20 protein-coding genes are annotated in these 22,469 nt (G+C 51.4%); 18 read left to right on the top strand and 2 right to left on the bottom strand.

The annotated features are described in order from the left end of the window. The 9 genes from AB1287_RS17450 to AB1287_RS17410 all read left to right on the top strand — a co-directional run. Nucleotides 1-2,401, top strand: a 2,401-nt coding sequence (locus tag AB1287_RS17450; protein ID WP_435618589.1) for a hypothetical protein, incomplete at its 5' end; no start/stop codon positions are given. A gap of 1,076 nt (nt 2,402-3,477) precedes the next feature. Beyond that, the gene (gene surE, locus AB1287_RS17445) at nt 3,478-4,359 is read left to right on the top strand and encodes a 5'/3'-nucleotidase SurE (protein WP_435618588.1); all 882 of its coding nucleotides are present in this window, start codon (nt 3,478-3,480) and stop codon (nt 4,357-4,359) included. A 97-nt stretch (nt 4,360-4,456) separates the two neighbouring features. After that, the gene (gene bglF, locus AB1287_RS17440; RefSeq protein ID WP_435618617.1) at nt 4,457-6,322 is read left to right on the top strand and encodes a PTS beta-glucoside transporter subunit IIABC; all 1,866 of its coding nucleotides are present in this window, start codon (nt 4,457-4,459) and stop codon (nt 6,320-6,322) included. A gap of 18 nt (nt 6,323-6,340) precedes the next feature. Beyond that, nucleotides 6,341-7,738, top strand: coding sequence for a glycoside hydrolase family 1 protein (locus AB1287_RS17435; RefSeq protein ID WP_435618587.1), 1,398 nt, complete (start codon nt 6,341-6,343; stop codon nt 7,736-7,738). Between the two features lie 72 nt (nt 7,739-7,810). Next, on the top strand, nt 7,811-8,872 hold the full coding sequence (gene rfbB, locus AB1287_RS17430) for a dTDP-glucose 4,6-dehydratase (RefSeq protein WP_435618586.1): 1,062 nt from the start codon (nt 7,811-7,813) through the stop codon (nt 8,870-8,872). A gap of 19 nt (nt 8,873-8,891) precedes the next feature. Beyond that, nucleotides 8,892-9,827 (top strand): glucose-1-phosphate thymidylyltransferase RfbA, encoded by a 936-nt coding sequence (gene rfbA / locus AB1287_RS17425; RefSeq protein ID WP_435618585.1) that lies wholly within the window; start codon nt 8,892-8,894, stop codon nt 9,825-9,827. Nucleotides 9,828-9,830: 3 nt separating this feature from the next. Beyond that, the gene (gene rfbC, locus AB1287_RS17420; protein ID WP_435618584.1) at nt 9,831-10,424 is read left to right on the top strand and encodes a dTDP-4-dehydrorhamnose 3,5-epimerase; all 594 of its coding nucleotides are present in this window, start codon (nt 9,831-9,833) and stop codon (nt 10,422-10,424) included. A 515-nt stretch (nt 10,425-10,939) separates the two neighbouring features. Further along, nucleotides 10,940-11,218: a hypothetical protein gene (locus tag AB1287_RS17415; RefSeq protein ID WP_435618583.1), complete on the top strand. Its 279-nt coding sequence runs from the start codon at nt 10,940-10,942 to the stop codon at nt 11,216-11,218. A 521-nt stretch (nt 11,219-11,739) separates the two neighbouring features. Beyond that, nucleotides 11,740-11,913: a hypothetical protein gene (locus tag AB1287_RS17410; RefSeq protein WP_435618582.1), complete on the top strand. Its 174-nt coding sequence runs from the start codon at nt 11,740-11,742 to the stop codon at nt 11,911-11,913. On the opposite strand, the gene AB1287_RS17405 is transcribed toward AB1287_RS17410, so the two are convergent. Then, complete coding sequence (locus AB1287_RS17405; protein ID WP_435618581.1) at nt 11,897-12,433, bottom strand: hypothetical protein; 537 nt, start codon at nt 12,431-12,433, stop codon at nt 11,897-11,899. The two genes, AB1287_RS17410 and AB1287_RS17405, sit on opposite strands and share 17 nt — an antisense overlap. Nucleotides 12,434-13,009: 576 nt before the next feature. Between AB1287_RS17405 and AB1287_RS17400 the strand changes: the two genes are divergently transcribed. Further along, a complete protein-coding gene (locus tag AB1287_RS17400) occupies nt 13,010-13,174 on the top strand; it encodes a hypothetical protein (protein ID WP_435618580.1) in 165 nt (54 codons plus the stop codon). Nucleotides 13,175-13,272: 98 nt separating this feature from the next. Next, a complete protein-coding gene (locus AB1287_RS17395) occupies nt 13,273-13,650 on the top strand; it encodes a hypothetical protein (RefSeq protein ID WP_435618579.1) in 378 nt (125 codons plus the stop codon). A gap of 612 nt (nt 13,651-14,262) precedes the next feature. On the opposite strand, the gene AB1287_RS17390 is transcribed toward AB1287_RS17395, so the two are convergent. Continuing rightward, nucleotides 14,263-15,336, bottom strand: coding sequence for an FKBP-type peptidyl-prolyl cis-trans isomerase N-terminal domain-containing protein (locus AB1287_RS17390; RefSeq protein ID WP_435618578.1), 1,074 nt, complete (start codon nt 15,334-15,336; stop codon nt 14,263-14,265). 305 nt (nt 15,337-15,641) lie between these two features. On the opposite strand from AB1287_RS17390, the gene AB1287_RS17385 reads away from it, so the two are divergent. From AB1287_RS17385 to AB1287_RS17355, 7 genes are all read left to right on the top strand, one after another. Further along, entirely contained in the window at nt 15,642-16,169 is a 528-nt protein-coding gene (locus AB1287_RS17385; protein WP_435618577.1) for a fimbrial protein, read from the top strand. 79 nt (nt 16,170-16,248) lie between these two features. Next, complete coding sequence (locus tag AB1287_RS17380; RefSeq protein WP_435618576.1) at nt 16,249-16,785, top strand: fimbrial protein; 537 nt, start codon at nt 16,249-16,251, stop codon at nt 16,783-16,785. A 79-nt stretch (nt 16,786-16,864) separates the two neighbouring features. After that, nucleotides 16,865-19,354: a fimbria/pilus outer membrane usher protein gene (locus AB1287_RS17375; protein WP_435618575.1), complete on the top strand. Its 2,490-nt coding sequence runs from the start codon at nt 16,865-16,867 to the stop codon at nt 19,352-19,354. Between the two features lie 22 nt (nt 19,355-19,376). After that, complete coding sequence (locus AB1287_RS17370) at nt 19,377-20,117, top strand: molecular chaperone (protein WP_435618616.1); 741 nt, start codon at nt 19,377-19,379, stop codon at nt 20,115-20,117. A 17-nt stretch (nt 20,118-20,134) separates the two neighbouring features. Continuing rightward, nucleotides 20,135-20,755, top strand: a complete 621-nt coding sequence (locus AB1287_RS17365; RefSeq protein ID WP_435618574.1) for a fimbrial protein — start codon at nt 20,135-20,137, stop codon at nt 20,753-20,755. Between the two features lie 11 nt (nt 20,756-20,766). Continuing rightward, complete coding sequence (locus tag AB1287_RS17360) at nt 20,767-21,804, top strand: fimbrial protein (protein ID WP_435618573.1); 1,038 nt, start codon at nt 20,767-20,769, stop codon at nt 21,802-21,804. 6 nt (nt 21,805-21,810) lie between these two features. Further along, nucleotides 21,811-22,341, top strand: a complete 531-nt coding sequence (locus AB1287_RS17355; RefSeq protein ID WP_435618572.1) for a fimbrial protein — start codon at nt 21,811-21,813, stop codon at nt 22,339-22,341. The last annotated feature ends 128 nt before the right edge of the window (nt 22,342-22,469 follow it).

The following is a 22,469-nucleotide window of genomic DNA, read 5'->3' as shown; positions in this document are numbered from 1 at the left end:
GACGGTGACGGTAAATAAAGCCGCATCGACGGCGCTGAGCGCACAGCCGGTCAGTGTGACTTACGGCGATGCACCGCAGACGCTGAAAGTGAACGGCGGTAACGGCGGTGAGAAAAGCTACAGTTCGGATAATCCTGGCGTGGTAACCATTGACAGCATCGGGCTGCTGACCTTTACTGGCGCGGGCAGCGCAATGATAACGGTGTCACAGGCGGAAACGGAAACGCAAAAGGCTCCGGCCGATCTTAGGGTAGCGGTTGATGTCGGGATGAAAGCGCCGGCCAAACCGCAACCTGTTGGTGCGGACGGACTGGGCGCAACCTATACCGTTGATGTTTCAATGCTGGGTTTGCGCATTAACGATATTAATATCGACTGGAAATCTACCAAGGGTTACCGCAAAAATGGAAATGACCAGATTAGTAATGGTATAGCCAGCTTTGTTGCCCAAGATCCTGTGCTGCTGAACAGCGAGTTATATGTTGAAGTTTCCAGCAAAAGTATCTCATCAATAAAACCCGGAAAATCTCCGCAGACCGCGGAAATTATCGGCATACCGCTTATTAGCAGTGTCAGTGTGTCACCTTCTGCCACTGCCCCAGTGAATACCGGCATTAAGGCAAGCTACACAGGCTTTGATGCTCAGGGGACAGGAGCCGATGATTCCCGGTATCAGTGGTACTGGAGAAAAACAGGAAGTAACGATGCCTGGCAACCGGCCCAGAAAGATGGCAATACCGCCCAGACTTTTGTCACCGAGGATTCTTACGTTGGCTATGACGTGCGGGTTGGGGTTACGCCCAAAGGCAAAAACCAGACGGTGCAGGGGGAAGAGGTATTCAGTAACGCGGTATCAATTTACGGCACACCGTCCATTACCAGTGTCAGTGTGTCACCTTCAGCGACCGCTATTGTGAAAGCGCCACTGCAGGCCAGCTATACCGGGTTTAATGCCCAGGGAACAGGAGCCGATGATTCCCGGTATCAGTGGTACTGGAGAAAAACAGGAAGTAACGATGTCTGGCAACCGGCCCAGAAAGATGGCAATACCAGTAAGACATTCGTCACGGATGTTTCTTACGCAGGCTACGAGGTACGAGTGGGTGTCACACCTGTAGGTAGCGCGAAGCCGGATGAGCCAGGGACTGAAGTATTCAGTCAGGGTGTAGCCATAGTACGCAACACCTCACCAGCGCTGGTCGCGCAACCGGTATCGACCACTTATGGTAGCAGAGCGCAGACCTTGTTGGTGAGCGGCGGAAACGGTGCAGGCGTGAAAAGTTACCGATCGGATAAGCCCCAGATTGTTTCCGTTAGCAACAGCGGTGAATTGACTTTTATCGCTGCGGGAAGCGCTAAGATAACGGTATCTCAGACGGCAACGGATACGTACGATGCACCTGCCTCAATTGAGGTTGCTGTGGACGTTGGGATAAAAACGCCGCCAAAACCTGCGCCTGTTGGCCTGGGGGGATTGAATGCAACCTATAACGTTGATGTATCAGGGCTTGGTTTGCCGAATGACGATATTAATATCGTCTGGAAATCTACCAAGGGTTATAGCTGGCAGGGCAACTCTGAACTGAGTAATGGTAAAGCCACCTTTAGAGCCTGGGATACTCAATTGCTGAATAGTAAGCTTTACATTGAAGTTTCCAGCAAAAGTGTGCCATCACTCGCCGTTGGGATATCTCCGCAGACTGATGAGATTTTAGCTCCGCCCTCTGTTACGGACGTGAGTATATCACCAGCAGGGATTGCGATTGTCGGTCAACCGCTGACCGCAGAGTATAGATTTAACGCTAATGGGAATGGTAGTGATGCGTCTACGTTTCAGTGGTACTGGCGCGAAAGGGGAAGCTTGCAATGGAATCTGGTAAGCGACACGCCGGATGCAAAGCTGAAGACATTTACACCTCCCCGTTCTTATGGTGGAAGGGAAATCCAGGTACGCGTCACGCCGAAAACTGCGATCGCACAAGGAACCGAGGTATCCAGCAGTGAGGCGAGAATCGCACGGCAAGTTCGTATCGACTCTTACCATCAGACGTGGAAGCTGACTGGCCTGGGAGGGTACTGGATGTATTATGTAAAAGTACGTGTCGTTGATGTTGCAACAGGTAAGCCAGTTCCTGGAATCTCGGTTTATTTTAGACAAACTCACGTTGGTTCATCAGACGCGTGGGACCTGAGAGTGACTGGAAGTGATGGAACGACATCAGATGCAGATGGTTACCGTGAACAGGCATCTGCTTACTTTAAAGCGTGGATCACCGATAGTCGGGTGATCGGAGGGACTTCAGAACCCTCTGACAGAGTCCGTATTAATGGTGATAAAAATACCTGGATTTCGATACCTGAAAGCCATTTGTTTGGGAAAGTACTTAATATAGATATGTAATACAACGGCTGCTGGTACATTAACAGCAGCTAGCCGACAAATGTAGTACTTCCTGTTAGCAGGCAGCCAGCAGATAAAACTGCTCCGGCGGGGACAGTTCGTTCCCGCCCGGATGTGCATATTCGTTTATAGCTGGTACCGGGAGAACAGCGCTGAGTATGGCGGAATCTCTCGGTCATCAATCAAACTGATTGGTGTAAACCTTCAAACTGATTGGTGTAAACCTTTTGGCGTCATAAAAGCAACCTTGCAAGCAGGTCTAGCTTATTAAAGCTATGGCAGCGGTTGACGCTGCTTACCGAGCAATATCAAACATCTGCGTCTGAGCCAGCAGGCTGTAAAGCTGACAGACGGATTGTACTCCCCGGTTTCTCCATGGGGCGCAGCGTGTCGCTCTCAAGAGAGCAGCTGCTGGTCAGCTGGGTTCACTTCCTGCCAGAATCGCCTGACTAGTTGCATCCAGCTCCTTTGGCATGGCATTCAGCGCCGCCGGACGTCACTGGTGCAATGAATAACCGTCATCCCCACCTTGGATATGCGTATCGCTGATCAGCAAGGTAGTAACAACGCCGATTGCTGGTAAGGTACCGGCTTGCTTGGTGGCAAAGAAAAACTGAATATCGCGATGTGCTTCTCTGGTTATTATGAGAAAAAGATGGGTGTCGATCTGAATTTTTCCTTATTAAGGGTGGCTGGGTTGTTTTTCAGAGGGTGCTGTTATCAGTTATATGATATTTGTCTGAGTGTAATTCTGGTGAAAGTGATTGCGATTTTATTTCTGCTAATTATTTTGCCGATAAAAATCGGCTGCCCGGTCTTATATCTGTAACCAATTATTTTTATGCGACTTTTTTGTTATCGGAGTATGCACTGATCGGTAATAAAAGTGAGTGAAATGGTAAGTAATTCCGTTGCCACTGTTATATTGTTGGTTTAATTTGAATCCCATCACAAATGTTTAGCTGGGTTTATAGACTTCATTCTGAGCGGAGGGTACTTTGTGATGCAATTAGGATCGTAGATTAATCCAGCTGGCTGAATGAGTTATCTGTCAGCCTTTAATCTAGGGAGCAGTTATGCAAAGCAAGGTAATTATCTTTTCGTTATTTTTACTCGCCACTCTGAGCCTGTCGGCACAGGCGGTGTCAGCTCCTTTAAAAATTTTAATCGTCAACGACGACGGCTGTGAATCTGCTGGCAGTACCTTATTGCAGGATAAGCTGAAGGCTAAAGGTTATGAGGTCTGGATGGTGGCTCCAGCCACTAATCAGAGCGGCGTCGGTTCCGCAATCACTTTCAAAACCGGCAAATTGTTCGAGGTAAAAACAGTCGCAGACCGGCGTTACTGCTTTCCTGGCACCCCTGCCGATGCGGTAGATTTCGGCTTGCGCGGTTTGCTGAAGGATAATCCGCCAGATCTGGTGATCTCCGGGGTTAACGACGGTCCCAATACAGGTATGTCCCAGGTGAACAGCGGCACCGTCAGCGCTGCGGTTCGTGCTGTGCGCTACGGCATTCCGGCCATTGCCGCCAGTATCGGCTACCTGCTTTCCGAACAGGAGATGAAAAATCACTGGCCAGCGACGCATAAATATCAGCCGGACTCGGTTGATTACGTCGTTGGTTTAGTTGATAAGCTCAATGCTAAGCGTACCGCAGGTTCGCCGCTATTACCGAAAGGTTCCGGACTGAGCATCAATTATCCGGCGCTGGCCAGGTCTCACATCAAAGGCGTGCATTACAGTGAAAACGAGAGGTATCCCACGCCGCAAATTGGTTACCAGCTAATGGAAGACGGCAAAGCGAAGCAGATTTTTAATCCGGCGGCGCTGGAGCCAACCACGGATAACACCGACTCCGGCTGGCTTAACAAGGGCTATATCGTTTATACCCTGTTCGACGGTTCATGGGATGCTCCACAGTATCAGGCCCGGTACCAGGCGCTGCTGGCTGAATAAGCAGCGACAGTGTAGCCGTCAGACGGCACAGGACGCCGCATGGTAGCTCATCGGGCGGCGAATGCCTAACGCCTCAGGACTAAGGATGGAAACTACTATGCAATATCAGGAGCTGGCCAGCGATATCCTGCGCCATGTTGGCGGGCGGGAGAATATTAAAAGTCTGCTGCACTGCGCGACGCGATTGCGCTTTAAGCTACACGATCACCACCAGGCGGATGCCGCAGGCCTGAAGCTCAATCCTGAGGTGCTCATGGTGGTGGAGAGCGGCGGTCAGTTTCAGGTGGTAATCGGTAATCACGTGCATGATGTCTGGCTGGCGGTATGCCAGGCCGCCGGACTCAGCGATGATGCTGCGACCCAGCAGCCCGCAGGCGAAGAGGAAGAGAAGGGCTCGCTGCTGGCAAGGCTTATCGATGTGGTTTCCGGCATTTTCACGCCATTTCTTGGCGTTCTGGCTGCCAGCGGCATATTAAAAGGGTTTCTGGCGCTCAGCCTGCCGCTCGGCTGGCTGAGTGAGAGCAGCGGTACCTGGCGCATCCTGTTTGCTGCCAGCGATGCCCTGTTCTACTTTCTGCCGCTGGTGCTCGGCTATACCGCGGGTAAAAAATTTGGCGGCAATCCTTTCTTAACCATGGTCGTCAGTGGGTCGCTGGTGCACCCGATGATACTGCAAGCCTTTGAGATGGAGGCAGGGGGCGCAACCGAAAGCTTCCTTGGTATCCCGGTGGTTTACATTAACTACGCCTCCTCAGTCATTCCGGCTGTCTGTGCCGCATGGTTCTGCTGCTGGCTAGAGCGACAATGTAATAAGCGAATGCCAGCAGCGGTGAAGAACTTCTTGACGCCCTTGGTATGCATCACGGTGGTTGTGCCGCTGACTTTACTGGTGATCGGACCGCTGGCAACCCGAATGGGCGAACTGCTGGCCGCTGGTTTCCTTGCTGTCTATGAGTTCGCCCCCTGGCTGGCTGGAGGCATTCTAGGCACGCTGTGGCAGGTGTGTGTGATCTTCGGTCTGCACTGGGGACTGGTTCCTCTGATGATGAATAACCTGTCGATCCTCGGTCATGATCCCATGCTGGCGATCCTGCTGCCAGCGGTATTTGGCCAGGTTGGTTCAGCTATCGGGGTGTTGCTCAAAACTCGTGATGTGCGCCTGAAAACGCTGGCGGGATCAGGGGCTGTCGCTGGCGTCTTCGGTGTCACTGAGCCTGCGGTGTATGGCGTCACTCTGCCGGGCCGTCGGCCGTTTATTTTCGGTTGCATCGGCGGCGCTGTTGGCGGCGCGGTGGTCGGCTTCAGCCAGAGTCAGGTCTACTCCTTTGGCATGGCGAGCATTTTCACCCTTGCCCAGGTTATTCCTCCGGGCGGAGTGGATAGCACGGTGTGGGGCGCTGTTGCCGGCGTGGCGGTTTCTCTGGGGCTTTCCTGCCTGCTGACGCTGGTCGCTGGAGCTCCGAAGTCGATGCCGGAGCAGAAACCTCAAGGTACAGGCGTTACCGGCGATAACCATATTCTGGCGCCGCTGAGCGGCGCCGCCGTCGCGCTCGAAGCGGTCGCGGATGCCACCTTTGCCAGCGGTGTGATGGGCGCCGGGGCGGCAATTATTCCTGACCAGGGGCGGGTGCTGGCGCCTTTTCATGGCGAGGTCGCCTCACTGTTCGCCACCCGGCACGCGATCGGACTGATCAGTGACAGCGGCATTGAGGTGCTGATTCACATTGGTATCGACACGGTGAAACTCAAGGGCGAGCATTTCACCGCCTGGGTCAAACCGGGTGACAGAATTCAGCCCGGCGATGTGCTGATTACCTTCGAGCGTGAGGCCATGCTGCGCAAAGGCTACGATTTGAGCACGCCGGTTATCATTAGCAACAGTGACGAATTCGCCGGAGTGGAGCCGGCGCAACAGGGTGTTTCTGTCCATGCTGGCGCTCCTTTCCTGCTGGTTATACGCTGAACATAAAGGGAAAAGATTATGAGGGTAGAGTTTCCTGATGGATTTTTATGGGGCGGCGCGCTGGCGGCCAATCAGGTTGAAGGAGCGTGGCAGGAGGGCGGTAAAGGGATATCGACGTCCGATATGCTGCCTGATGGTATTTTTGGTCCTGTGACGCAGAGAAAGCCAGGTGACTGGAGTATTAAAGATGTCGCGATAGATTTCTACCATCGTTATCCGCAGGATATCGCCCTGTTTGCTGAGATGGGATTCACTTGCCTGCGGGTATCCATTGCCTGGGCGCGCATTTTTCCGCAGGGCGATGAACTGCAACCCAATGAGGCGGGCTTGGCCTGGTACGATGCGCTGTTTGATGAACTGCTCCGGTTCCAGATCCAACCGATGGTAACCCTGTCTCACTACGAGATGCCATGGGGGCTGGTGGAAAATTATGGCGGGTGGGGCAACCGTAAGCTGATTGAGCTGTTTGAGCGCTATGCCCGTACCGTGTTTACACGCTATCACCATAAAGTGAAGCTGTGGCTGACGTTCAACGAGATCAACATGTCACTGCATGCGCCTTTAACCGGCGTTGGCCTGCCGGCGGGATGTACTGAGGCAGAAATCTACCAGGCGATTCACCATCAGCTGGTCGCCAGCGGCCTGGCGGTAAAGGCCTGCCATGAAATTATTCCTGATGCTAAAATTGGCAATATGCTGCTTGGTGGCCTGGCCTACCCGCTCACCTGTAAGCCCGTCGATGTTTTTGCCACTCTGCAGGAGAACCGTAGCTGGCTGTTCTTCGGCGACGTTCAGTGCCGGGGAGCCTGGCCGGGCTATATGCAACGTTATTTGCGCGATAACGGCATTACGCTGCATATGACCGCAGAAGATCAGGCAGCATTGCGCCATACCGTGGACTTCGTCTCTTTCAGCTATTACATGACCGGATGCGTAACGGCGGATTCAGCGCTGGCGGCAAAACAGCGCGGCAATATCCTCAATATGGTGCCGAATCCACATCTTGAAAGCTCCGAATGGGGCTGGCAAATAGATCCGATCGGTCTGCGCACTCTGCTAAATACGCTGTGGGATCGCTATCAGAAGCCGCTGTTTATCGTTGAAAATGGTCTCGGCGCGCAGGATAAACCCGGGGACGACGGTCGCATTGATGATGGCTATCGCATCAGCTATCTCAATGATCATCTGGCTCAGGTGCGGCAAGCGATCGCTGACGGCGTGGAAGTCATGGGCTACACCTGCTGGGGGCCAATCGATTTGATTAGTGCATCAAAGGCGGAAGTGTCCAAGCGCTACGGCTTTATCTATGTCGACCTGCAGCCAGATGGCTCCGGCTCCCTGCAACGCAGCAGAAAACAGAGCTTTTACTGGTATCAGCAAGTGATTGCCAGCAATGGCCGAAGTGTCACGCCCTGAGAAAGAGCATGGGTATTATTTATCTCAGCGATACTGATTTTTCTCTCAATCTCTTTTAAGCCGGGAAAGGAAATGAAAATTTTAGTCACTGGCGGTGCGGGTTTTATCGGCTCCGCTCTCATACGCCATATAATCAGGAACAGCCAGGATGAGGTCATCAATGTTGATAAGCTGACCTATGCAGGAAATTTAGCCTCGCTGGCTGAAATAGAAAATTCTGAGCGCTATCAGTTTGAATATGCTGATATCGGTGATAAGGAAAAGATGACGCAGATATTCGCTAGGCACCAACCCGATGTTGTGATGCATCTTGCTGCGGAAAGCCATGTTGACCGTTCTATTCTGAGCGCCGCGACATTTATAAATACCAATATTATCGGTACCTGGGTGCTACTTGAAGTGGCGCGAAAATACTGGTCAGAGCTGGATGCACTGAAAAAAATGCGCTTTCGCTTTCATCATATCTCTACGGATGAAGTATATGGCGATTTGCCCCATCCCGATGATCTGGCTGAGGCTGACCCACTGCCACTTTTTCATGAAAAAACCGCCTATGCGCCAAGCAGTCCCTATTCTGCATCCAAAGCCGCCAGCGATCATCTGGTCCGCGCTTGGGCCCGCACCTATGGTTTGCCGACCATCGTCACTAACTGCTCTAATAACTATGGACCTTACCACTATCCGGAAAAGCTTATTCCCTTAATTATCCTTAATGCCTTAGCTGGGAAGCCACTGCCGGTATATGGTAAAGGCGACCAGATTAGAGACTGGCTTTATGTGGAAGATCACGCTCGGGCGCTATATTTAGTGGCGACAGCAGGTAAAGCGGGTGAGACCTACAATATTGGCGGGCACAATGAGAAGAAAAATATTCAGGTAGTGCACGCCATCTGTGACCTGCTGGATGAGTTTGCGCCAAAAACAGTCTCCTGTCGTGAGCAAATTACTTATGTAACCGATCGTCCAGGCCACGATCGCCGTTATGCTATCGATGCCAGTAAAATTAGGCGGGAACTGGGTTGGCAACCCCAGGAGTCTTTTGAAAGCGGTATCCGTAATACCGTTAAATGGTATTTAACTAATTTACCATGGGTAGAAACGATTAAAGAGAGTCATCTCCCCACGCTTATTTAACATTAAGGAATTAAGATTTATGAAAGGGATTATTCTGGCTGGAGGTTCCGGAACCAGGTTGTACCCAACGACGATTGCCATCTCCAAGCAGCTGTTATCGGTTTATGACAAGCCAATGATTTATTATCCGCTGGCTGTTTTAATGCAGGCTGGCGTCAGGGATATATTAATAATCACCACGCCAGAGGATCAGGGCAGCTTTATCCGCCTGCTGGGCAATGGCGGCCATATGGGTATTAATCTTAGCTATGCGATACAGCCTGAGCCAGCAGGGCTGGCCCAAGCTTTCATTATTGGCGAGAAGTTTATTGGCCATGAATCGGTCTTCCTGATTTTGGGCGATAATATTTTTATTGGCCAGCATTCGTTTAACGTTAAACTGTCGAATCCGGCCAACAGAACGTCCTGCGGCGCCACTATTTATTGCCATCAGGTGGCAGATCCCTGCCGCTTTGGCGTCGTAGAGTTGGATGCATCCCGTAATGTCCTCAGCATCGAAGAGAAGCCGGAACGACCAAAATCTGACTGGGCTGTAACTGGCTTGTATCACTATGACAGTCAGGTTGTCGATATCGCTAAGACCATTAAACCCTCCGGGCGGGGAGAACTGGAAATAACCTGCGTTAATGCCACCTATCTGAAGAACAATGCGTTAAACGTTGAATTTTTAGCGGAGGATGTCTTCTGGCTGGATACCGGGACCAATGATAGTTTGCATATGGCAGGTTCGTTTGTAAAACAAGAGCAGCATAAGCACAACCTCGTTTTATCCTGCCCGGAGGAGATTGCCTGGAGAAACGGCTGGTTAAGTGACGAGGAACTTTATCACAGTGCTGAGAAATTAAAAAAAGGTCGTTACGGCGACTATCTTTTCAATCTGCTGGTGACCCGGACAGGACAATGCAGGCATGATGCTGCTGGCTTGCTGATGACAGATAGCGTTAACTATGGATGAGTTATGGGTAAATTCAACATTGAGTCATTAAGTATTCCAGATGTGAAATTAATTAAACACCAAGTTATCGATGATAACCGTGGAACATTTTCCGAAATTTTCAACCGCGATTATCTGAAAAATCTGGGCGTCGATTGCTGTGTATTCCAGGAAAATTTCACAGTGAATCATCGCGGGGTGGTTAGGGGGCTGCATTGTCAAATCGAACCATATATTCAGGATAAACTGGTACGCTGCACCAAAGGCAGGATTTTTGACGTGGTGGTTGACGTCCGCACCAACTCCCCCTGGTTTGGTAAATGGATTAGCATAAACCTGTCTGAAGATGACAATAGCTTATTATGGGTGCCGGGCGGTTTTCTGCATGGCTTCTGCTCGCTGGTTGATAACACCGTGGTAGAGTTTAAGTGCACAGGTCAATGGAATCTGGCATATGAAAGGGCAGTTATCTGGAACGACCCATGGCTGAATATCAACTGGCCGCTGCCTCATGATGAAATCGTGGTGTCAGAGCGAGAATTAACGCGCAACGATTTCTCAGCGGTTAAAAACTGGTTTTTTTATGAGCCAGGAGCTGAGTTAATGATGGATAAGTAAATCCAGAGTGATAGCTGTTATAGCCGGAGTTAGCCGATAAAGTCGGAGGGGAAGAATTTTAATTATCAGGTATGCCAGCAACAGCGCGGTGCGTCTCAATCCATAACTCTGCTTTTAACTTATCTGACAGGTATGGTTAGCAGTACATCATCATCCATAATGAAACTTATATTATGGAGCGGGTTTTTATTAGTCGTATTGCACAGCAATGCTATCCGGGTCATGACTTTACCCTCTCCTGTTTTATTAGCAGGAGAGGGGGAAGAGCCATGCACGACAGTCGGCGGTTGGTTAAGGTAGTCAATAACATCGTCGGCTGTTGATACCTATAAATAGACGGTTACGGCTACTTCATCAGGATTAAAGGATTCATGCATTCAGCTCATCTCGCTACTAGCCTGGCTTTGTTGATTCTGTCGATCAGCGGACGGGCCGCAGCTAAGGATATTAAGCAGCAAAATACGCTATGGAATTAGGCTCTCGCTGACCCCTTTTTCACTGATGCTCAACTTGCGTTGTCGCTTAAAAATCAGTGGAAATATATTAAGGAAGATAATTCCAGTGCGCAGCGGGTCCATAATGCCTGGGGACAGGGGGGCGCTGTGGACTATCAGTCAGGCTATTTTCATGACCTTATTGGTATCGATGCGGTGTGGTATGGCGCTGTCAGGCCCGGGGCCTGTGACTGGTTCAACTCTCGAAGCGTGCTGCATAACAGCGAGGATCATGCCGGCGGGTTCTCACAGTTCGGTCAGCGCAACATTAGACTGAAATATCCGCTGGTGGGCAGCTAACTCAATGCCCGTTTGGGCTGGCAGACGCTGAAAATTTTCGGCGTTATCTCTAACTCCATGTGTATGTCGCCAACCAGCTACTCAGGCATCAGCGGATCGTTAAACCATGACAATATCACTCTGCGCGCAGCCTGGATTCAACGCTCAATGAAGTGCAACTCGCCAGAGATCAAACGTTTTCAAACCAACACCGACCGGGACATCAACCATCTCGCCAGCGGCGAGTTGAGGTGGGAAAGCTAGTTGCTGGACGTTCGGTACGGCTATGGCGAAAGCCTGACTTTCGGTCTGCAACTGTATGCGACCGAGGTGCTTGTTCAATATAGTGCTATGCCAGCCAGCGTGATTTTGACCATCATGCCAGCCACGTAGCCCTCGATGCCAGCGCCAGCTGGAACAGTCGTTGGGGCGTCGGTTATACGAGTGCCAGCAAAGCCAACGAAGTGGGTTTTTATCCGCGCCATAAGAGCAAAAACTCGCGCGGCACGTTTATCTCAATGGTTTATGCAGGAGATGATTACTTGCGCGATCGGGAGCTGGTACTGGCGTACCTGGTTGCACCTGAGCGGGCGGTGGGCGTGCTCAGCAATATCGCTCAGTTCAACTACCGTGGCAATCATGTTCGTAGCGGCGAAGTCAACGTGTTCAGCCGCCGGGCCGAAGCTGAAAGAGCTGAGCTTATTTACTGCGGCTAAGGCTGTATTCGGCTAATGAGATAATTTCAGCCTGACAGGTCGTCGGGCTTTGCTCTTTGCCTGTTCTGCCCTGCTGAAAGGCTATCAGCGAACTATCAGTATTACTGTTAAGGTTTTTATGCGGCTGACTGAACAGCATGCTAAGAAAGTTTTCGCTGACATTGTGACTGATAAAACTGTGAGCGCCGGCTTTTATTGCCGACTGCAGCAGGCGCAGATTTTGAAATGGCGAGGTAGTAATAATCTCAATTTCCGGGTGGCGTTGTTTTATATCCTTAACCAGTAGTAAATCTTCTATTTCAGACTGATGCGGATACTGTTCGCTGGCAGTTAATTGCAGACTGAGAAACAAATAGTCAGGCCGATGATGCGCCAGCAGATGGTAGAGTTCCGTTACGCTGCTAGCTTCAGCCATCACTACTAACGGAGTGTTATTTTTTTGCGCAATGCTCTCTATCATATCAGTCAGGCCGCGCCTGATAATATAGCTCTTGTCCGCCAGAATAATTTGTTGCTTCATTGCAATGTTCCTTTGCTTTCAGGGATAACGTTACGCTGAACCCAAACGCTGAATCAGCGCGATAACAATAGCGTCTTTCACTTTATAACACCATAATGCAACTGGTAATTTACCCGGTTTTTTTTGTTATATTTTATTTAGCGATAAATTTAGCCTTAATGCACTGAGAAATTACTTAATATATGACAGAGCATTCTGCGGGCAAGGTGATTTTTTCCCTGGCGATAATTGTTTAATTTTACCGGCAGAATAATACGGGCAGGTTATTTTCCGGTATTTAAATTTAGATTATAAGCAGGTAAAAATAAAATGGTTTGTCGTATTTCTAGCCAGAGATCCGCTAAAAAAATCAGGCTGTCCTGCCTGACCGCACTCTGCTGCGCCAGTGAGTTCAGTTTACCAGTGCTGAAGATGTTATGCAGGTAACCGCAGTGGCTCCGACTGAGGCAGACAGGGTGATGGTCAGCCAGATCTGCAATGGCGGCAGTAATGGCGACCCGGTGTTTCGTGGCATATTTGATTCACGCCTGAATATTCTGGCTGATGGCGGTAATCTGCAGGGGCTGAGGATCGCGTATGGATTCGCCCACGGCTTATATTTCGCCGAAGAATTTCGATTTAGTGGAGATCATTTCGGGACCGAAGACGGTGCTGTTTGAACGGGCAACGGAACGTTTCTCTGAGCCAAGCATAAAAGTTTCGTTCTGGCTGGCGCTAACGGCAGGGATGACCAGCAGCTGAGTATGGCTGCCGGCAATCCGGCCGGCTGGTTACAGCTGGATGCCAACCACACAATGGCCGATAACTTTAAAGTGGGCGATGGCACATAGGTGCCGGGTATGTGGCGCAAGTGGAACAGCGGTGTAATCCTGGGCTGGACGCCCTCCGCTGACGATCTGGTCGAGCTGTCGGTGAGTGGCGGCGATGGTGAAGCCCGCTTTGCCGGGCGAGCTATGGCCGGCGCGAAATTCCTACGCAACAATGCGGCGCTGAAAGTGGAAAAATACAATCTTACCGAGCATCTCAGCAAGCTGCGTGGCTACTACAACAGTACCGGGCATGTCATGAACAATTATTCGTTACGTCGGCCGCCGATGATGAAAATGTCCTCTGAGGTCGGCAGCATAGTTTATGGCACACGCCTGAGTGTGGAGTGGCAAAAGGATGGCACTCACATCACGAGCCCAGCAAAATCAGCATCGCAAGGAGCAGTCTGAGGTGTGGAAAGCGGATGCAGAATATCGTCAGGCTGGTGTGTTCTCCGAGTGGCAACAAAATGTCAGTGAGAACGGTAAAACTGTGACTGGCGCGCGTATCGACTGCATTCGTGCCACTGATATGCGCCAGAGGCGCAATGAGGTCATTGCCAGGGGCGTGTAGCGAAGGATCAGGGAAATGTCACCGGACGTGATCTCGAGCGTTCGCCGTGCTGTCATAGAAGCTGAATTACTAAATTAACCAGGATCTCAGCGTTGGCGGTGGTATCGATAATATTTTCAATAAGAACTATTCACAGCATCTGAATGGTGCCGGTAATGAACAGTTTGGTTTTTCTTCTAGCCAGCGGATACCCGAACCGGGACGCAGTTGGAGGCTCAACGCGGAGTATAAATTCTGACCAATAAATAGTGTGAGTGCCCTTCGGGACAAGGATGGTCCTGTTTCCTTCGTGGGCGGTTTGCCCACGATTTTTTTTATTTGCGACCGTTTAACACCAGCATCACTCAACCGTTCCGATTCTGATTTCCGGCCTTGAAAAGGTATAGAAAACAAAACCGTTTTCCAACGTTAACTTCTGCTGTCAGCTACCGGGGTAACCGCCATCTGCCTTACAGCGTGACGCTCTGTACCTTTATTGAATAGATTAAAGTAGCTCCCGGCGGGATGGAGGGAGGATAACCCTTGTCGCCATAAGCCAGCTCCGGCGGTACCAGCAAAGTAATCTGGCCCTGATTGCCAATCAGTGACAGCGCGTCCTTAAACAGCGGCGGATACTCCTGTAACTGCTGCGAAATAAAGGAGCCGGTGCGGGCCATATCATTCACCACTGTGCCATCGGCCAGACTCTCTGTTACCTGAATATCCACCTGGCTTTCATTCCTGATTTTCCCCCGTCCATGCTGCTCGATGCGATAGTAAAAACCCGAGGCGGCGCGACGGCTGCCGCTACGCTGAATAAACTGTTTAATATAGCGAGCATCCTGCAGTCGCTGCTGGGAGGCAAACCTCTGGCTGGCGGTCTGCAATGACGACTCTCTGCTCTGCAATACAGCGTCAAGTTCATCCTCGGTCAGGCGATTTTTTTGCTTAAGTTGATCCTCAATTCCGGCCAGGATCGCCCGGCTGTCATTGGGCATACTGAGCGTACGGTTACGTTGCTGCATCAGGGCAATATCACGCCCAATCAGTATACCGGTGGCGTAGTCAGCTTTTTGCTCCGCCGAGAGCGAGAAGCGCGCGCTCAGGGTTGACGAGGTGAGGCGGGCAAAGCTTGCCCGTATATCCGTCAGGGTAAATATTGCATCCAATACAGGGCCTAGGTTGGCGGTTGGAAGAGATTTTGGCGCCGCTGCCGCCTGTTTTTTTAGGCTCTGAATCTCCGCCTTCAGCCCGGCCTGCTGTTGTCGGGCGAGCTTTTTTTCAGCAGTAAGTTCCTGTTTCAGTCGGTTGATTTGGCGTTCCTGCTGCTTCAGCCGGCCTGCGTCAATGGGCGGCTGTTTTGTCTCCATGGGCTGGGAGAGCATGGGGGGCGTGGCAGGGACCGGTGGTGCCAGGAAATTATTTTGCAGCGGCTCACTGGTACGGCTGTGATCCCAGATAAACTCCTGCGCTGACAGCGAGCAAGGAATAATAAGCAGCAGCCATAGCGACCACGCGCCCCTTAAAGTAAAAAAGTTAACCATCTTAATTGAGATCCTGGGTTTTGCGGCTGATTTCTAATGGCACTGATTATTAGGTGGTGTGATTTGTCAGGTTTTGTAATGGTATTTATTACAGAAAAAAAACCATCAAGCAATTTACCTGGCTGACATAACTCATTTACTGGAATTTCTTCCTGGTGGGTTAATGATGCATTTCTTAAATGGAAATATCATTTATTACCTGCTGTTCATTATATTTATCTGGTCAAAGGAATTTTCCTGGCGTGACAGGATCCCATTGACAGAGGATATAGCTTTCAGTGGTTCAATTTAATGGAGTAGTAACAATGCAGATGAAAAAGATGTGGGCACCTTTGCTGGCTCTCAGCTTTCTGACCGGTACAGCACAGGCTGCACCCGAGGACTCAGGTAAAATCACCTTCACTGGCGCTATCACTGCGTCGCCATGCAGTATTGCACCAGACTCAACGGATATTAACGTGCCGATGGGTGTAGTAACTGCCAGCGTGCTGAAGCAGGGCGGTCAGGCGACGCCTGTTCCCTTCAATATCAACCTGCTTGATTGCCAGGCGGACTCAACCGTTACCGTTAAATTTACCGGTACGGCTGATGGTACCGATGGGACGCTATTAGGTCTGCAGGGCGGACACGCTGCAGGCGCGGGTATTGCTCTGCTGAGCGATAACAATACCCAGATCCCGCTCGGTGAGGATTCATCGGACATCCAGATCAACAGTGGCAACAACTCTATCCGCCTGCAGGCGGCATTAAAAGGTAACTCAACAGAGGCGGCTCACGTAGTCACCCCGGGTGAATTTACCAGCCTGGCGACTTTTACGCTGGCTTATAACTAACGCGGTTTACTCTTTTTGCTCTGAGTAGCTGGTGACGAAGGGAATCGCCACCAGCTGATTCCGCGTTGAGGTGAAGAACATGTCAAAATTAAAACGCTATAGCATTGGTATCCCCTTACTGCTCACGGCAATAAGCGTAACAGCAAATGACCAACATCAGGGAAAATTGTCAATGTCAGGGGCCATCGTTACCGCGGCCTGCGGTATTGCAAGCGACAGCGTGGCACAAACAGTGGATTTTGGCCAGTTGCCGGTAAGGCGACTGGTGGCGGAATCTAACAGCAGAATCGCCGACAGCGGCCAGCAGTTTGTACTACGCACCACCTCCTGTAACGGCTTTTCTGACGGTGAGCGGCTGTTCAGTATTCAATTCTCCGGTACGCCGAGCGAGTACGACCCCCGTCTGCTACAGCCGGGGGGCGAAGTGAATGGTGTGGCGATTGAATTCACCAGCAGTAAAGGCGAGGTAATCTCCCTCGACAGGTCATTTAATATAAAAGAATTAATGTCGGAGCAGGGCCAGCTGGTTTTTCACGCTTCCTTGCGTGGTTTTGGTCAGCAGGTTGGGGCAGGGGAAATTAATGCCATGGCGCAGATATCCCTCAGTTATTTTTGATTTTTTTTATATGCATAGCGTCTGTGGACAGAATAAGTGAACCGTGCTGTATTTGCTTTGAGATTAATGGATGTTCTCTATGATTTCCTTAAGTTCGCGGAAAAAATTATTAGCGGTATGTATAGGTCTGTCCTTTTGCAAAAGTCATTCCGCCGAGGCCGTGACGGAGTTTAATACTGATGTGCTGGATATTAATGAGCGCAGCCGTATTGATTTGAGTAATTTTTCCAACGAAAACTATATATTACCCGGCGATTATCTGCTGGATGTCAGAATCAATAATAATACCTTAAGCCAGCGTAATATTCATGTCTATGCCGATGCCGAGAACAGCCAGGCCTCACGCATCTGTTTGCCCGCAGATCTGATCAAGGCGATGGCGCTGAAAAAAGCCGCTGTTGACAAGGTGCAATACTGGCGCGACGGCGAGTGTGCGGATCTGAGCGCGATCGAAGGGGCGCGGGTATCCAATCGCCTCGGACAGGGTACGCTACAGATCTCTATCCCGCAGGCGTCGATGAAGTACTCTGCGCCGAACTGGACGCCGCCAGAGCAGTGGGATCAGGGTATTCCCGGTTTGCTGCTGGATTACAATCTCAGCGGTCAGATTGGCAAACGCTATGGCCGTGGCGAAACGCACAGTTCCTATAACAGCTTCAGCAGCTACGGAACGTTGGGTGCCAATGCTGGCGGCTGGCGCGCGCGCGCGGATTATCAGGCCCATGCCGAACGGAATCGCTTACGCAACAGCCGGGGCTTTAGCTGGAACCAGATTTATGGTTTTCGTCCTCTGCCGGAAATGGGCGCGCGTCTCGCCGTTGGCGAGCTGTATCTGGATTCTGCCGTGTTCAGTAACTTCCGCCTGACCGGCGTCAACCTGCGCGATGATGAGCGCATGCTACCGCCCAATCTGCAGGGCTATGCTCAGGAGATCCGCGGCATCGCTAACAGTAACGCGACAGTGCGCGTACTGCAGGCAGGACGCGTGCTGTATGAGACTACCGTACCCGCCGGGCCTTTTGTTATTCAGGATTTGAGCAGAGGTGTGCGGGGCAAACTGGAAGTGCGCATCGAAGAAGAGGATGGTCATGTCTCCAGCTTTGAAGTCAACAATATGTCGCTGCCTTATCTGACCCGTCCGGGCAAAGTGCGCTACAACCTCTCGGCAGGCAGACCCTCAACGCTGAATCATCGCCTAACCGGTCAGGGGCTGGTGATGGCTGATTTCTCCTGGGGGCTGAATAACACCTGGTCGCTGTATGGCGGCTCGCTGCTGGCGGGTAATTACAACGCGCTGAACGCCGGAGCGGGCGTTAATCTGAACGCCCTCGGCGCGCTGTCAATGGATGTCACCCAGTCAGTTGCCAGACTGCCGGGACGGGATCGTGACGCCGGTATGTCGCTCAAGGTGCAATATGCCAAGCGCTTTGATGCTTGGAACAGCCAAATCACTTTCGCCGGCTACCGTTTCTCGCAGCGTAAATATATGGACATGTCCAGTTATCTGGATGTCCGTAACAGCAGCAAGACGGGTGAATACCAACGTCGTGAGAAGCAGGCTTATACCCTGACGGCGAACAAAACCTTCTGGGCCGACGATCCGGCGAAGAGCGTGACAGCTTATATCAGTCACACCTATCAGGATTACTGGAACAGCGGTCAGCGTAACCGCACCGATTTGTCACTGAGCAAAATGTTTGATGTGGCCGGTGTCAAAAACGTCTCGGTCTCGATGACAGCATATAAGTCGAAATACTATCGCAGCGATGATTACGGCGGTGCGCTGAACGTCTCTGTGCCGTTCGGTAATGGACGACGGGCGGGGTACAACCTGCAGTTGAACCGTCAGGATACCAGCCAGACCGCCTCTTACAGCGATTATTCCGACCCCAACAACAGCTGGAACATCAATGCCGGCGTTAACCAGCGTGGTAAAGCGATTGCCAGTGGTTACTACACCCACGCCTCGCCCTATGGTTCGCTCAATGTTAACTCCTCTTATCAGCAGGACAGCTACACCGCGCTGAGCGGCACGGTACGCGGCGGGGTAACGGCAACCGCGCAGGGCGCCGCCGCGCACCGCGAGTCGATGGGCGGCAGCCGCATTCTGGTCAGTACCGGCGAGGTGTCCGGGGTGCCGATTGATGGCGGACGCGCGGTGACTAACCGCTTTGGCCTGGCGGTGGTTCCCGGCGTCAGTAGTTATTACGACACCACCACGCGCATTGACGTTAATAACCTTGCCGATGACGTAGAGGCTACCCGGGCGGTGGTTCAGGGGACCCTGACGGAAGGCGCCATTGGCTATCGCAATTTTGAAGTGGTGAAAGGCGAAAAAATGTTCGCGGCGTTGCGCACGGTGGACGGCGTCGCGCCGCCTTTCGGCGCAATTGTGCTGAATAAAGCGGGGCGGGAAGTTTCGGTAGTGAATGATGACGGCAGCGTTTATCTGACCGGCGTCCAGCGCAATGAGACGCTGGACGTGGCCTGGGGAGGGCGAAAGCAATGCCGCATTGAAGTTCCGGCAAATTACCAGAGCCTGTCACAGCTCCTTTTACCCTGTAAATAATCGAGATTATGGAAAAATTATGATGCATTTTTTGACTAAAACAGCCCTGTTACTGGCGCTCTCTTTTAGCGCAGCCATTAGCCATGCCGCGCTGACGCCCGATCGTACCAGGATAATTTATAATGCTGATATGAAATCAATCAGCCTAAATATTAATAATGATAATAAAAAATTGCCCTTTCTGGCGCAGTCCTGGATTGAAGACAGTCAGCATAAAAAAGTCAATGGTCCGCTGGTGGTGATGCCGCCATTGCAACGCATTAATGCGGGAGAGCGCAGCCTGGTGCGTATTGCCACTACTGCGGGGGTGGCGCAACTGCCGCAGGATCGGGAAACGCTGTTCTATTTTAATCTGCGGGAGATCCCACCGCGCCCTGAAAAAAGCAACGTTATGCAGATTGCGCTGCAGTCGCAGCTGAAACTGTTTTACCGGCCAAAGGCAATTGTGCCGGAAAAGGCGGCAGTCTGGCAGGACCAGCTGCTATTTAACCAAACCTCAGCTGGCGTCAGCATTGAAAACCCAACGCCATATTACATTACGCTCAGCAGTATGACGCGGCGCGGCCAAAAAGCGGGCGGCGGCGCAATCGGCGGCTTCAAGCCGGTTATGGTGGCGCCGAAATCAACCGAGAAGCTGGCGCTTACCAGCCGCTTACCGGAGAGTTTTGTCATCACCTATATCAATGACTACGGCGGACAGCCGGAACTGAAATTTACCTGCCGCGGCGGCCAGGTGTGCCGAGCTGAAACGGAACAACAGTAATCACAGGAGATGAGATTATGCGAAATAACCTCAAGTTGAATGCGCTGCTGTTAGGAAGTGCGCTCTGTATGCCAGCGTCCAGCTTGGCCGATAAAATAAAACAGCCAGCTCAGCCGCGGGATGAGCTGGCACAGGTGGCAAAGATTAACTTTGTCGGCGCGCTGCTCAGCACCCCCTGTTCATTAGCCGTGGATTCGCAGGAGCAGCAGGTAAATCTGGGCAGCATCAGCAGTGGTCATTTCCGCAACCAGGGCGACAGAAGCCAGCAGGTGAGATTTACCCTGCGTTTTCAGGACTGCTTGATGGGCGCTCATAGTTACCGTGATGGCGTAAACAGCACCCACACTGCGGAAGATTCCGCCTGGCTTAGCGGCGAACAGACGGTGGCTTTCTCCTTTACCGGTGTCGCCGATGACAATAACAGCGGGCTACTGAAGCTGAATGGCGCCAGTGGCGTCGGGGTGCGCCTGAAAGATGCGCGCGACGTCGATATCCCGCTTAACCAGTCTCTGAATAATGCATTTCTTACGCCGGGCGATAATACGTTGAATTTCAGCGCCAGTCTGGAATCAACGCAGAAATATGTTCAGGCTGATTATATTGACGCCATCGTTAATATTAACGTTTATTATTTTTAAGGCGGTAAGGGGTGAAGCAGATAAAAACAAAACTGGGGTTATTAACTGTGCTGCTTTCATGTTGCTGTGGCGCTGCATGGGGCTATGAGCAGGGAGAGGTCCGTTTGGATAATGGGACGCAGACGGTTGATGTTGACCTGACAGGCGATGAATTCCCCAATAACCGTCCTGGCGCAAAAGTGGACAAAGGCTGGAAGTACACCCCGGTTTTTGACGCTACCGCTTACTGTCCGGATGGCCCGATAGGGCAAAGCAGTATTTATTATAAAGCGGAAAGTACCTTGGCCTCGACGCCGGATAGCGAAGGCTATTATAAACTGAACGATTATATTTCCGCCCGAATCGAAATTTATATCGATGGACATTACGCCGACTTCAAAGGCATCCCGTTTTTTGACGTTGATAATAAAGACTACGACTATCAGTGCGTCAGTAACAGTGAGTCGCTGGGGAAAAAGCTGGGCTCGGTATCAGAAGGCAAAGTCACGTTCCGGCTGGATAAGAGTCTGACTAATGGCGTAACCCTTGACGATCTGAGCATCTTTAATATTTTCGGCCGACTGAGTGCAGGAGGCGGCAGCTACGGTAGTGAGCCGCTGTTTCATGTCAACCTCCGCTCGGCGGTGATTGGCGTGCCGGAAAAGTGTGAATTCAATGACGGACAGCCTATCAGGGTTGATTTCGGTGATATCGGCACCAGTGATCTGGACGGCAGCGCTTATCAGAAACCTCTTGATATTAACTTTGTCTGCAGCGGCGGCATTTTTGATGACGACACAACTCCGCCTCCGGTCATCCTCCTCTCTCTGCAGGGAGCGTCGAGTTCGTTTGATAATCGTTACTTTAAAACCAGTCAACCGGGTCTGGGCATTGTAGTTAAAAGCAGCGACGGCGGTGAGATTGTTGAACCACGCCAGGAGTATCAGGTAAGCAGCCAGGATAATAAAGGCAGCTGGCGGCTGGTCGCTGCGCCCATCGCTGACCATGTTGTGGAGCTGGAAGAAGGGGAGTTCACTGCCTCGGCTACAGTCATTGCGTCGGTACAATAAGGAGAGATGATGAAAATTGCCCGTACAGGATGGTTATTGCTGGCAGCGGCAGGCATCGGCGCCAGTCACGCAGAGGTTGAGTTTATCGGCGGTGATATTCACTTCACCGGCAGGCTGGTAGCGCAGCCATGTATTGTCGATCCTGAATCTCAGGATTTTAGCGTAGAGCTGGGGCAGAGCTCGATTCAGACCATCCAGCAGAATGGCGGTAAAGGCCCTGCGGTGCCTTTCTCTATTCAGTTACACCAGTGCAACAGCAAGGTCGCTAAGTCTGTGACGGTAACCTTTAAGGGCGTTGAGGATAGCCAGCTTGCCGGCGGTCTGCAAACCAGCGGCAGCGCATCGGGCATTGCATTGCGCTTGCTGACCGGCGCCGATGAGACCGTGATCGATGTCAACCAACCAGCACCGGAATCGCCGCTGGTTGCGGGCGATAATTCGCTGAATTTTAAGGTGCGTGTCGAAACTCTACCTGAAAGCCCCGTCGAGGCCGGTGATTTCACGGCGAGCGCGACCTTTGCATTGTCTTATCAGTAATAGCGGCAGCCTGAAGATTCCCCTGCGTTAAAGTGTTATTAGCGCCTTTTTACTGGTTTTCAGCCCGGCAGGGCAGAATAATAAAGCCATAAAAAAGGTGCAGAAAATAATGCGCCAGCATAATCGGC

The organism is Scandinavium sp. UTDF21-P1B (genome assembly GCF_040750395.1).
Classification (GTDB): domain Bacteria; phylum Pseudomonadota; class Gammaproteobacteria; order Enterobacterales; family Enterobacteriaceae; genus Scandinavium.
This window is presented reverse-complemented; position numbering and strand designations above follow the sequence as displayed.